This is a genomic window from Mycobacterium paraseoulense (genome assembly GCF_010731655.1).
In the GTDB taxonomy this organism is placed as follows: domain Bacteria; phylum Actinomycetota; class Actinomycetes; order Mycobacteriales; family Mycobacteriaceae; genus Mycobacterium; species Mycobacterium paraseoulense.
On record NZ_AP022619.1, the window covers coordinates 797,362 to 809,883 of the forward strand.

At 66.8% G+C, this 12,522-nt stretch carries 13 protein-coding genes; 11 read left to right on the forward strand and 2 right to left on the reverse strand.

Annotation, left to right across the window (positions count from 1 at the left end; genetic code table 11):
• The first annotated feature begins 813 nt into the window (after positions 1-813).
• The 7 genes from G6N51_RS03345 to G6N51_RS03375 all read left to right on the forward strand — a co-directional run bounded on the left by G6N51_RS03345 (position 814) and on the right by G6N51_RS03375 (position 7,014).
• A complete protein-coding gene (locus G6N51_RS03345) occupies positions 814-2,082 on the forward strand; it encodes a PPE family protein (protein ID WP_083174295.1) in 1,269 nt (422 codons plus the stop codon).
• 65 nt (positions 2,083-2,147) lie between these two features.
• The gene (locus tag G6N51_RS03350) at positions 2,148-3,557 is read left to right on the forward strand and encodes a PPE family protein (protein WP_083174298.1); all 1,410 of its coding nucleotides are present in this window, start codon (positions 2,148-2,150) and stop codon (positions 3,555-3,557) included.
• 91 nt (positions 3,558-3,648) lie between these two features.
• The gene (locus G6N51_RS03355) at positions 3,649-3,972 is read left to right on the forward strand and encodes a DUF732 domain-containing protein (protein ID WP_083174301.1); all 324 of its coding nucleotides are present in this window, start codon (positions 3,649-3,651) and stop codon (positions 3,970-3,972) included.
• Positions 3,973-4,072: 100 nt separating this feature from the next.
• Positions 4,073-4,393 (forward strand): DUF732 domain-containing protein, encoded by a 321-nt coding sequence (locus tag G6N51_RS03360; protein WP_083174304.1) that lies wholly within the window; start codon positions 4,073-4,075, stop codon positions 4,391-4,393.
• A gap of 145 nt (positions 4,394-4,538) precedes the next feature.
• Positions 4,539-5,255, forward strand: coding sequence for an MgtC/SapB family protein (locus G6N51_RS03365; RefSeq protein ID WP_083174307.1), 717 nt, complete (start codon positions 4,539-4,541; stop codon positions 5,253-5,255).
• A gap of 48 nt (positions 5,256-5,303) precedes the next feature.
• Positions 5,304-6,236 (forward strand): sterol desaturase family protein, encoded by a 933-nt coding sequence (locus tag G6N51_RS03370; protein WP_083174309.1) that lies wholly within the window; start codon positions 5,304-5,306, stop codon positions 6,234-6,236.
• A 94-nt stretch (positions 6,237-6,330) separates the two neighbouring features.
• Entirely contained in the window at positions 6,331-7,014 is a 684-nt protein-coding gene (locus G6N51_RS03375) for an Rv1815 family serine proteinase (protein WP_083174311.1), read from the forward strand.
• Between the two features lie 5 nt (positions 7,015-7,019).
• Here the strand turns inward: G6N51_RS03375 and G6N51_RS03380 are convergent, their stop codons facing one another.
• Positions 7,020-7,475, reverse strand: coding sequence for a nitroreductase/quinone reductase family protein (locus G6N51_RS03380; protein ID WP_083174314.1), 456 nt, complete (start codon positions 7,473-7,475; stop codon positions 7,020-7,022).
• 112 nt (positions 7,476-7,587) lie between these two features.
• Between G6N51_RS03380 and G6N51_RS03385 the strand changes: the two genes are divergently transcribed.
• The 4 genes from G6N51_RS03385 to G6N51_RS03400 all read left to right on the forward strand — a co-directional run bounded on the left by G6N51_RS03385 (position 7,588) and on the right by G6N51_RS03400 (position 10,487).
• Positions 7,588-8,271 carry a TetR/AcrR family transcriptional regulator gene (locus G6N51_RS03385; protein ID WP_083174317.1) on the forward strand — a complete coding sequence of 228 codons (684 nt, stop codon included), beginning with the start codon at positions 7,588-7,590 and terminating at the stop codon, positions 8,269-8,271.
• A gap of 121 nt (positions 8,272-8,392) precedes the next feature.
• Positions 8,393-8,893, forward strand: a complete 501-nt coding sequence (locus tag G6N51_RS03390; protein WP_083174320.1) for a VOC family protein — start codon at positions 8,393-8,395, stop codon at positions 8,891-8,893.
• Positions 8,890-9,027, forward strand: a complete 138-nt coding sequence (locus G6N51_RS03395) for a hypothetical protein (RefSeq protein ID WP_158086255.1) — start codon at positions 8,890-8,892, stop codon at positions 9,025-9,027. The genes G6N51_RS03390 and G6N51_RS03395 overlap by 4 nt, the downstream gene beginning before the upstream one ends.
• Positions 9,024-10,487, forward strand: coding sequence for an FAD-binding protein (locus G6N51_RS03400; protein ID WP_083174402.1), 1,464 nt, complete (start codon positions 9,024-9,026; stop codon positions 10,485-10,487). Before G6N51_RS03395 ends, G6N51_RS03400 begins: the two co-directional genes overlap by 4 nt.
• A 43-nt stretch (positions 10,488-10,530) precedes the next feature.
• Here G6N51_RS03400 and G6N51_RS03405 read toward each other — a convergent pair whose 3' ends face one another.
• Positions 10,531-12,456 carry an ABC transporter ATP-binding protein/permease gene (locus G6N51_RS03405; RefSeq protein ID WP_083174322.1) on the reverse strand — a complete coding sequence of 642 codons (1,926 nt, stop codon included), beginning with the start codon at positions 12,454-12,456 and terminating at the stop codon, positions 10,531-10,533.
• Positions 12,457-12,522 lie beyond the last annotated feature (66 nt).

The window sequence follows — 12,522 nt, forward strand, 5'->3', positions numbered from 1 at the left end:
TACCCTTCGTGTTGGTGAACAGCAGCGAAACGACATGGCAACGGGCCATCAACTCGGCGACGGGCACTCGCCCGCCGCCGGTTGCGCCCGCGTTGCGCCAGGAGTCCGACACCTAGGGGTGGTGGGCCTCGACGGCCGCAACGTGCACCGACAGCGCGGTCGGTTACCCAGGGCCTGGATGTGGCTTGAGGCCCGGGCGACACTAACAATTCGGCCGACAGGCCCGCGATGAGATTGCGCACTTAAGCCGCCCACGTTTTGTAGTGAGGCATCGGCTCATTTCGCTATTTCGCGATATACCAATTAGGAGGTTTTTGAGCGGGTAATCCCGTCGTCCTCTTCATTGAAATCGAACCTGGGAAATCGGCACGAGCGCCGATCCCGTTAATTGGGATCTCTAAGTTCAACGCTTTACGAATTTCGTTCTGAAGCGTTGCCAAGTGCTGCGCGCAACCCGCGTTAGCTGGTTCGATACCCGACTATCGACATTGCCAGAATTGCAGAGTTCTCACACCATGCGGGGAGGCTGTGACATTCGTTTTTTACACCGCGTTACCCGACAGGAAACGTCGAACGAATACGTTGCGGTGACGCTGACTTATATTCGTGAAGCGGTCGGACGAACGGGCCGAATACCAATCTGTGTGGGGTTTTCAGTGAGGAAGGTAATGGCGTGTTGTCTGACGTGTGTGAAATAAGCTCATGGCTTCAATAGCGGATTTGATGCATTTCATTAGAACCATGGCGCGGATGCGGCCAGGGCCGCAAAGCCGCACCTACCATGGCGGCCACTTAGGGGACCGGAGGTAGTACATGCTGGATTTCGGGGCGCTTCCGCCGGAGATCAACTCGGGGCGGATGTACGTCGGTGCGGGGTCGGGTCCGCTGTTGGCCGCCGCGGCGGCGTGGGACGAGTTGGCCGCGGAGTTGCAGGCCGCCGGAGCGTCGTACAGCTCGGCGGTCGAAGCGCTGGCTACGGGACCGTGGACGGGAGCGTCGTCGATAGCGATGGCTGCCGCCGCGGCACCGTACGTGGCGTGGATGAACGCCACCGGCGCTCAGGCCGAAGCGACCGGCGCCCAGGCCAAGCTGGCCGCGGGCGCCTATGAGGCGGCGTTCGCGGCCACGGTGCCGCCGCCGGTGATCGCGGCCAATCGGGCGCTGCTGGCCACCTTGATCGCCACGAACATCCTCGGCCAGAACACCCCGGCGATCGCCGCCACCGAAGCCCAATACATGGAGATGTGGGCGCAGGACGCCGCCGCGATGTACGGCTACGCGGCCTCGTCGGCGACCGCGTCGCAGCTCGCCCCATTCGCCGAGCCGCCGCAGACCACCAACCAGTCGGCCGCACCGATGCAGGCGGCCGCGGTCACCCAGTCCAGTGCGCAGTCCAGCTCGAACACCGCCGCGCAGCTGTCGCAGCTGAGCACCACGTTGCAACCGGCACTGCAAACCGTGAACAGCGCCGGCACAACGACGACCGCGGCGTCCAGCCCGTCGCTCACGGTGCCACCTGCAATAACCAACTGGAACACCTTCTGGTCGGCCGTCACCGGCGTGTACTCGCCGCAGTCGTGGAGCACCATTCCCGGCGGTCCGTTCCTGTCGTTCGGGCAGGCGTACGCGTGGGGCCAGAACGGACAGAGCGCCGCGGCCTATTTGTCCGGCCCGAAGGCGATCAGCGGCGCGCTCGCCCCGCTGACCAGCGGTCCCAGTGCGGTGAAGCCCATGCTCAGCTCCGCGGTCGGCGGCCAGGTATCGGGGTCCATGGGTAAAGCGGCCCTGGTCGGGAGCATGTCAGTGCCCGAGGGCTGGACGGAAGCGGCCCCGGCAATGCGGACGATCGCGCAAGTGATACCCACCAACTTCGCCGCCGCGCCCGCCGCCACGCTGGCCGGCGAGGAGGGGATGTTCAGCCAGATGGGACTGTCCAGCTTGTTGGGACGCGCCGTCGCCAGCAGCGCAACCCACTCGGTGGGCGCCACTGCCGCCAAGGCCGCCGGTTCGCTGGGCGGTGTCGTCGCCGAGGCTGACCCGGCCGCGGCCACGATCATCGTTATCCCGTGCATCGAGGAGTGACGCCGATGACCGCCACGCTCAGCCACCCAGCACCGTCCGCCCACGCGCCCGAGTAGGGAGACAGCATGTTTTACGGAGCCTTTCCGCCGGAGTTCAATTCAGGCCGGATGTACAGCGGCCCGGGAGCCGAGTCGCTGGTCGCCGCGGCTACGGCTTGGGAGAACTTGGCCGCCGACCTGCAGTCCACGGCGTCCGCCTATTCGTCGGTGATCTCAAGCCTGAGCACTGGGCCCTGGGTTGGCCCGTCGTCGCTCGCCATGGCGTCCGCGGCGGCACCCTATGTGGCCTGGTTACAGCAAACCGCGGCCCAGGCCGCCCAAACCGCGACCCTGGCCACGGAGGCCGCCTCCGCGTATGAGACCGCCTTCGCCGCGCACGTGCCGCCGCCCGTGATCGCGGCCAACCGCGCGCTGCTGGCGCAGCTGGTGGCGACCAACCTGTTCGGGCAGAACACCGCGGCGATCGCGGCCAACGAGGCCGAGTACGGCGATATGTGGGCCCAGGACGCGACGGCGATGGACACCTACTTCGCCTCCTCGGCGACCACGTCCAACAGCTTGCAGCAGTTCAGCCCGGCTCCCCAGACGACCAACGAATCGGCGGCGCCGATGCAGGCGGCCGCGCTGACCCAGACCGCCAACACCGCGGCCGGCAACGTGACGAAGAGCGTCGCGGGAACGGCCAACCTGGCGAGCACCGCCACCGGTGCCACTGGGCCGCTGGCCTGGCTCGCCGACCTCGGCACCGCCTACCAGACGTTCTGGACGAACCTGTTGAACACGATCCCGGGCGGGGCGAACTTCTATACGGCCATGTACAACGCCGTCAAGGTGCCCCTCGGCCTCACGACGACGTTCAATGACATCGGCCTGCTCATCAACTTCCCCGTGTCGCAGTGGCTCAAATTCGCTCCGCCCGTCGCCTACGGCGCGCTGCCGAAGGACGCGCTTGGGGCCGGGCTCGGGGCGTTGGGCTTCAGCCGGGGAACACTCTTCGACGCGCTCAGCCCGACGGCGGGCTTCGCCCGCGGCACGCTGGTGGGGTCGTTGACCGTTCCACCCAGCTGGGCGTCGGCCACCCCGGCCATCAGGACCGTTGCCGCCGCGCTGTCGGCCGCCGGGCCCGAGGCGGTGCCCGCCGCCGCGCTCGGTGAGGGCAGCCTGTTCAGTTCGATGGGGATGGCGGGGATGCTCGGAAGCGCGCTCGGCGCCGGAGGACCCACCGTGGTCGGCGCCGGTGTGCGCAACCGGATGAAACCGATCAAGGACCTCAAAGACCCACAATCGCCCGAACAGCTCAAGCGTCTGGTCGCGCAGATATCGGAGAAACCGGAAACGGTGCAGCACCACAACGTCGACCAGGAAGGCCTCGACGCCCTGCTAGAGCAGCTGGCGAAGAAACCCGGCATCCACGCTGTGCACCTGAAAAAGGGCGACAAGTCCAAAGTCTTGCCTGCCGATGCCCAGTTGGGTTGAGTGCCAACGTGATTCGTCGTCTACCAGGAAAACGCCCGGCGGCAGATGTGGGTAAGGCATCTTCCCGTCGCCAAGAGAAAGGTGAGTAGAAATGAAACGGCTGCTAGCGCTATTGGCTGTCCCCGCCGTCATCGGCCTGGCCGCACCGGCGTACGCCGGTCCTCCGCCCGTACCCGACGGTGACGACGGGGCCTTCCTGTCCGCCCTGCACCAGGCCGGCTTCACCTTCGCCAATCCGGAGGCGGCGGTTGGGGCGGGCCGGGCGGTGTGTTCGTGCCTGAACAACGGCGAATCTGGCCTGGAGCTGGTGCACGACGTGAAGACACACAACCCGGGAATGGACATGGAGATGGCCTCCAACTTCGCGATGCTTTCCGCGAAATACTATTGCCCGCACCAACTCAGCAAAGCGTGATCGGGGCGGAACGATCCTCGTATTACGTTGGCCCGTAGGGCATTACGTCAAGTGACGCCCGCGCTGCGATCGGCAGCGCAACATGAGACAATCACCGGTTATGAGGCTGCTACCGGCGTTGATCGGCTTTTCGGCCGTGCTCGCGCTTGCCGCCCCCGCGGGCGCTGACCCGGATGCCGCGGGCGTCGACGAGGCGAGCTTTCTGGCGTCGCTGCGCAGCGCGGGCATCACCTACAAGACGCCGGAGGCGGCGGTCCAGTTCGCCCAGGCGGTGTGCACCGCCATGGGCAATGGCGAGTACGGCCCCCAGATGGTCAACGATTTGAAGGGCCAAAACCCCGGGCTCACCACGGACCACGCCGCGTCGTTTCTGGCGATCGCCGCGAAGTTTTACTGTCCCCAGCAACTCAACAGGAGCTAGCTGGGCGCCGCCCCCACATCCTCCGGTTGCCCGCAGGTTGCGCGCGCGTGGCCGCATCGCATCCGGTTCCGATGGGGTGCACCCGTTGTTTACCTGTGCATGGTTAGCTCCGGGCTGCTGTGCCGGCCCGGGGGAAGGAGTGCCGATGGACACGTTGAGTGTCGCCGATTTCGCGCTCCGACTGGCCGTCGGGGTGGGTTGTGGGGCCCTCATCGGCCTGGAGCGGCAATGGCGGGCGCGGCGGGCCGGCCTGCGCACCAACGCGCTGGTCGCCGGCGGCGCGACGCTGTTCGTGCTGTACGCCGCCGCCACCACGGACACCAGCCCCACGCGGGTCGCGTCGTACGTGGTGTCCGGTATCGGCTTCCTCGGCGGTGGCGTGATCCTGCGCGAAGGGGTGAACGTCCGCGGCCTCAATACCGCCGCCACCCTGTGGTGCTCGGCGGCGATCGGTGTCCTGGCCGCATCCGGACATCTGGTCTTCGCGCTGATCGGCACCGGGACCGTCATCGCCATTCACGTGCTCGGGCGCCCGCTGGGCCGGTTGATCGACCGCGACAACACCGGCGACGAAGACGAAAGTCTGCGGCCCTACCTGGTCCAGGTGATCTCGCGGCCGAAACACGAGAAGTACGCGCGCGCCCAGATCATCCAGCACGCGAGCGGCAACGACATCACGCTCCGCGGCATCCATACCGGGCAGGCCGGCGACGACGAGATCATGTTGACCGCGCACCTGCTCATGGACGGGGACGCTCCTGCCCGGCTGGAGCGGTTGGTGGCGGAGCTGTCCCTGCAACCGGGAGTCCGGGCGGTGCAGTGGTACGCGGGCGACGAATCTCAGCAGGACGGGCGTCGCTAGGGACCAAGGCGACCCAACCGTCCGGTTGGTCGTCGTATTCTTATGCCTGTGAGTACGCTTTCAGGCTTCGTGTCGGCGCTGCCCCCGCAGCTGAGGGACCCGGTGCTGCTCGCCGTTCCGTTCTTCTTGTTGCTGTTGACCCTGGAATGGACCGCGGCCCGCAAGCTGGAAAGCATCGTCGAGCGCGAACGCCCCGTCTCGGGCGCGTACCTCACCCGCGACTCGCTGGCCAGCATCTCAATGGGACTGGTTTCGGTGGGCACCACCGCCGCGTGGAAGACGCTGGCCCTGTTCGGCTACGCCGCGATCTACGCCTACGTGGCGCCCTGGCACCTCTCGGCGACCCATTGGTACACGTGGGTCATCGCGCTCCTCGGTGTCGACCTGCTGTATTACGCGTACCACCGGATCGCGCACCGCGTCCGGTTGATCTGGGCGACGCACCAGGCCCATCACTCCAGCGAATACTTCAACTTCGCCACCGCACTGCGCCAGAAGTGGAACAACAGCGGCGAGATCCTGATGTGGGTTCCCTTGCCGCTGGTGGGGATCCCGCCCTGGATGGTGTTCTTCAGTTTCTCCGTCAGCCTGATCTACCAGTTCTGGGTGCACACCGAGCGGATCGGCAAGCTGCCCCGGCCATTCGAATTCGTCTTCAACACCCCGTCGCACCATCGGGTGCACCACGGGATGGACCAGATCTACCTCGACAAGAACTACGGCGGCATCCTCATCGTCTGGGACCGGCTTTTCGGCAGCTTCCAGGCCGAGCTGTTCCGCCCGCATTACGGCCTGACCAAGCGGGTGGACACGTTCAACATCTGGAAGCTACAGACGCGCGAGTACGTCGCCATCGCGCACGACTGGCGTTCGGCGACCAGCCTGCGCGATCGCCTGGGCTACGTCTTCGGCCCGCCGGGCTGGGCGCCGCGCGGCGCGAGCCACACCGAGTCGGCCGTCCAGCTCGCGACGTCGCCGTAACGCCGGCCCCGGGCGCCGCGAAGACTTCTGCGTAACCGAAAGTCACGCCGTAATCTCAAATCGGTCGAGATTTGGCCCCGACGGATCGGAGTTCATGGTGCGTCGCCTGGCAATGCGCGCATTCATCGCGTCGGTCACCGTCGCCGCGCTAGCGCAGTGGCTGCCGCTTGCGCCGGCGGAAGCGGACCCGGTCGTGGTCTATCCGGGCATGGAGATTCATCAAGGCAACCGCGTCTGCACGCTGGGCTACGTGGACCCCGGCCTGAAGATCGCGTTCACCGCGGGGCACTGCCGTGGTGGTGAGGGGGTCGTCACCGACCGGGGCGGGGCGGTCATCGGCCGCCTGGCGGCCTTCCGGGACAACACGCCCAGCGGGACGACGGTGGCCACCGACCAGTTGATCACCGACTACGAGGCGATCGTGCTGGACAACGGCGTCATGGCGAACAACGTCCTGCCTGGCGGCCGTCAACTGATCTCGAATCCGGCGGCGGCACTCGCCCCGGGCCAGGCGATCTGCCATTTCGGCGTGAGCACCGGCGAGACCTGCGGGACGGTGGAAAGCGTGAACAACGGCTGGTTCACCATGTCGCACGGCGTGCAGAGCCACAACGGTGACTCCGGCGGGCCCGTGTACCTGCCGTCCAGCGCCGGTCCCGGGCTACTCGTCGGGATCTTCAACAGTGTCTGGGGGGATTTTCCGGCCGCGGTGTCGTGGCGGGCGACGTCCGAAGAGGTCCGGGAGGACCTCGGGGTGGCGCGAGGCGGCGCCCGCTAGGTGAGTCAGCGGGGCGCGTCCGCCTCGGCGAGTGCGAACACCGGGATCGTGGGGGCCGCGGCGCGGAACTGCTCGTCGGAGCTGTCCGGGGTCAGCCCCGCGACGTAGTCCTTGACCTGCCAGTACCACCGGTCCAGATAGCGCCGCAGCAGCTCCGGTTTGGCTGCGTCGGCCACCTCGCTGACCCGGGCGCGCCGCCTGCGCCAGCGGGGGCCCGTCTCGACGACGCCCGCGGCCCTGACGTTGCGCGCCCACTGGGTGTTGCCGCGTGGTGAGACCAGGTAGTCCACGCCGTCCACGGTGAGCAGGTTGATCACCACCGCCCGCGGTTTTCCGCTCTTGCGCCCGCGGACCCGCAGCGCGCGCGTCCCGGCGATGCTGACCCCCATCTCGGCCAGCCAGCGAATCACCGCGTTGGCGGCCCGCGCGGCCCGGTTCGGCTCGTCGTATCGCGTCGACATGTCCCGTCCTCTCTCGCAAGCATCCGAGAGCACCGCTCTCTTAGATCGGCACGCTGCCACAGTCCTGGCCAGAAAGCAAGAGCGGTGATCTCGGTCATGTCAGACTGACCGGGTGGGCAAACGCCGGGAAACGCGGGAGCAGATCGAGGCGCGCATCATCGAGCTGGGCCGCCGGCAACTGGTCGATCGCGGGGCGGCCGGGTTGTCCGTGCGTGCGATCGCCCGGGATCTCGGCATGGTGTCGTCGGCCGTGTACCGGTACGTGTCCAGCCGGGACGAGCTGCTGACCTTGCTGCTGGTCGACGCCTACTCCGACCTGGCCGACGCCGTGGACCGCGCCCGCGAAGCGGTCGGGGAGCTGTGGAGTGACGACGTCGTCGCCATTGCCCGGGCGGCGCGACGCTGGGCCGTCGCTCACCCGGCCCGGTGGGCCCTGCTCTACGGCAGCCCCGTCCCCGGGTATCACGCGCCGCCCGAGCGCACCGTGGGCGTTGGGACCCGGGTCGTGGCGGCCTTCTTCGACGCCGTGGCGTCCGGGATCGCCACCGGAGACATCAGGCTGACGGATGCCGTTGCGCCCCAACCGATGTCGTCGGACTTTGACCGGATTCGCCAGGAGTTCGGGTTTCCCGGCGATGACCAGGTGGTCACGAAGTGCTTCCTGCTCTGGGCCGGCGTGCTGGGCGCGATCAGTCTCGAGGTGTTCGGGCAATACGGCACCGACACTCTCACCGACCCGGAGGCGGTGTTCGACGCGCAGCTTCGGCTGCTGGTGGACGTGCTGGGCCGGCATTGAGCGTCGCGGGCCACAAATTAGAACATGTTCAGCCAGCTGTGGCGTGACCGCGGCGGCTCGTCATGGCAAAGATTTCCCGGGCCTTTCTGGAGGCCGAGCCACTGGACTATCCTGCGAGACGATGACCCTTCCCGTTGAATCGCCGACCCAGATCGCGTGGGTTACCCCCGACCTCGATGCCACCGAAACCGCTCTCACCGGCTTGTTAGGTGTGCGGAAATGGGTCCGGATACCCGACGTGCACTTTGCTCCGGATTCGTGCAGCTACCGTGGCAAGCCGGCCGATTTCGTCGCCAGCATCTCGCTGAGCTACCTCGGCGACATGCAGTTGGAACTGATCCAACCGGTCCGAGGCGAGAACATCTATAGTGACTTTTTGCGTGAATCCGGGCCCGGTCTGCACCACATCTGCATGGAGACGGAAAGCCCCGAACAATTGGAGGCGGCGTTGGCGGGGGCCGTGGAATCCGGGGCGACGGTGGTACAGCAAGGCGTGATGCCCGGAGGGATCCGATTCGCCTATGTGTCGGCGCCGCAGGCGGCCGTGCCGTTTGTGGAGATCGCCTACATCGCGCCCGAGATGAGGGCGTTCTACGACTACATCAAAAGGGAGCAGCGGTGAGCCGCGCCAGCGACGACGCACTGGGAGCACCCCGGCAGACGGTGGCGCGCCTCCCGCTTGCGGGGGACGGCCAGGGGGACGCGGTGATGTCGGGTTACCACCCGCTTGCGCGGGGAGAGGAGTGGCGCACATGAGCACGGAAATACCTGCAACGGTCAGCGCGGACGACGTCACATCGTGGTCCGATGACGTCGACGTGGTGGTGATCGGCTTCGGCATCGCGGGTGGCTGCGCCGCCGTCAGCGCGGCGGCCGCCGGCGCGCGGGTGCTGGTGCTGGAGCGCGCCGCGGCGGCGGGCGGCACCACGTCGCTGGCCGGGGGGCACTTCTACCTGGGTGGGGGAACGGCGGTTCAGCAGGCCACCGGTCACCCCGATTCGCCCGAAGAGATGTACAAATACCTGGTCGCCGTGTCCCGGCAGCCCGACCACGACAAGATTCGGGCCTACTGTGAGGGCAGCGTCGAGCATTTCGATTGGCTGGAAGACCTGGGTTTCCAATTCGAGCGCAGCTACTTCCCGGGCAAAGCGGTCATCCAGCCCAACACCGAGGGCCTGATGTTCACCGGCAACGAGAAGGTGTGGCCCTTCCTGGAGCAGGCGGTGCCTGCCCCGCGTGGCCACAAGGTGCCGGTGCCCGGGGATACCGGCGGCGCCAGCATGGTGATCGATCTGCTGCTCAAGCGCGCCGCGACCCTGGGCGTGCAGATTCGGTACGAGACGGGCGCCTCCGAGCTCATCGTGGACGGGTCGGGCGCGGTCACCGGCGTCATGTGGAAACGGTTCTCCGAAACCGGTGCGGTCAAGGCGAAGTCGGTGATCATCGCTGCGGGGGGATTCGTGATGAACCCGGAGATGGTTGCCGAGTACACCCCGAAGCTGGCCGAGAAACCGTTCGTGCTCGGCAACACCTACGACGACGGCCTGGGCATCCGGATGGGCGTATCGGCGGGCGGCGCCACCGAGCACATGGATCAGATTTTCATCACGGCCCCGCCGTACCCGCCATCGATCCTGTTGACGGGGATCATCGTGAACAAGCTCGGACAGCGCTTCGTTGCCGAGGATTCGTATCATTCGCGGACTTCCGGGTTCATCATGGACCAGCCGGACAGCGCGGCGTTCCTCATCGTCGACGAGGCGCACCTGGAACACCCCAAGATGCCGCTCGTCCCCCTGATCGACGGATGGGAGACCGTCCCGGAAATGGAAGCAGCGCTTGGCATTCCGGAGGGCAACCTGGTGGCGACGCTGGACCGGTACAACGCCAACGCCGCCCGCGGCGAGGATCCCGACTTTCACAAGCAGCCCGAATTCCTTGCGGCACAAGACCAGGGGCCGTGGGGCGCGTTCGACATGTCGCTGGGTAAGGCGATGTACGCCGGTTTCACCATCGGCGGGCTCGCCACGTCCGTGGACGGCGAGGTGCTGCGTCAGGACGGGACCGTCGTGCCCGGCTTGTACGCCGCCGGGGCCTGCGCGTCCAACATCGCCCAGGATGGCAAGGGTTACGCCAGCGGCACACAGTTGGGGGAAGGCTCGTTCTTCGGGCGCCGCGCCGGTGCGAGCGCGGCCCGAAGGGCCGGGCGAGGGTAGGCGCGCTCAAACCCTGCGCCGGTGCGAGCGCGGCCCGAAGGCGCTAGACCCGCGCGGGTTCCTTCTCCTCCTGCACCGGGCCCAGCCGCCAGGGGCCGCCGCCGAGCAATTGCAGCTCTTGTTCGTGGTGCTGCTCGACGGTGGGCCGGTGACTGACGCTGACGACCACGCAGTCCGGCAGTTCGGTGCGCACCAGTTGGTAGAGCGCGTATTCCAGCCCCTCGTCCAGCGCCGAGGTGGCCTCGTCGAGGAACACCGCCTTGGGTTTGGTGAGCAGGATGCGCGCGAAGGCAGCACGCTGCTGTTCGCCCGGGGACAGCACCTTCGCCCAGTCCCGCTCTTCGTCGAGGCGGTCGATCAGGGGCGCCAGGGCGACCTTGGTGAGGACCTCCCGCAGCTCGGCGTCGGAGACCCCGTCCGGCGAGTTCGGATAGCACACGACGGTGCGCAGACTGCCCAGTGGCACGTATGGCAACTGGGACAGGAACATCGTCGCGTTGTCGCCGTCCGGACGGCACAGGGTTCCGGAAGCGTACGGCCACAACTCCGCCAGGCTGCGCAGCAGCGTGGTCTTGCCTGCACCGGAGCGCCCGGTGATCACCAGCGAATCACCCTCGGCGAGTTGAATATCGAGCGGGTCGATGAGCCGGTCGCCGACCGGCGTGCGCACCTCGATGTCACGAAGCTCGACGGCTGCCTCTTCACTCGGCTTGACCAAAATGGTCGGCAGCGCGCGACCCTTGTCGTTGGCGTCGACCAGCCCGTGCAAACGGATGATCGACGCCCGGAAGGCTGCGAACGCGTCGTAGTTATTGCGGAAGAACGACAGCGAATCCTGAATGTTGCCAAAGGCCGTCGCGCTCTGGCCGACGTCGCCGAAGTCGATCCGGCCGGCGAACAGGCGCGGCGCCTGGATCACCCACGGCAGTGGGACGATCGCCTGCGACACCGACCAGTTCCAGCCGTTGAAGATGATGGTCCGGCGCACGAACTTGCGATAGTTGTCGATGATCGGGGTGAAGCGCCGCCACAGTTGGGCCCGCTCGACTCGCTCGCCGCGGTAGAAGCCCACGGCCTCAGCGGCATCCCGCAAGCGCACCAGGGCATAGCGGAACGCGGCGTTGAGCTTCTCGTTGTTGAAGCTGAGCCAGATCAGCGGATGGCCGAGCCAGATCGCCACCAGCGTGGCGACGAGCACGTAGACCAGGACGGTCCAGAACATCGCGCGCGGGAACTCGACCCCCAGCACGGTGAGGCTTCCGGACAGGTTCCACAGGATTGCGGCGAACGAGATCACGGACGCCACCGCGTTGACGGCCCCGAACAGCAAGGTGCTGCCGGTCCCGTTCGACGGGATGTTCGGGGTGCCACCCGCATTCGCGGTGAAGATGTCGATGTCCTGCTGGATGCGCTGGTCGGGGTTGTCGATGGTGTTGTCGATGAACAGGTCCCGGTAATAGGCCCGGCCGGCGAGCCAGTCGTCGGTGAGATTGGCCGTCAGCCACATGCGCCAGGCGATGATGAACCGCTGCGTCAGGTAGATGTCGATCATGAACCGGATGACGTACAAGACCGCCAGCACGCTGAAGATCGCGATCGACATCCAGAAGCCGTGAATGCCGGATTGTTTGACCGCGTCGTCGTCGGCCGCAAGACCCTGCACCGCCTTCTGCACCGCCGTGTACAGGTCGTTGCCCTGGTAGCTGAGCAACACCATCAGTCGCACCGACAGGAGTACCGAGAACAACAGGACGCCCAGCATCAGCCACACACCGACGCTGCGCGCACCGACGAAGTATCCGCGGGTGATCCGCCAGAACTGCCGGCCCCACGGCGTGAGATACCTGAAGGCGACCAGCACGATGAAGAGCACCACGGCGCTGATCAGCCACGCGATGGCGACCCATCGCAAGGAATCCACGGCCGCCGTCGACCAGTTGATCGAGGGCTTGAACGGCTTTGGACCCATGGTCGCTGTCTCCTCACGGTCGAGCTGGTGGACTCGGCTGGAACTGCAAATCCTCCGGCGAAGGTA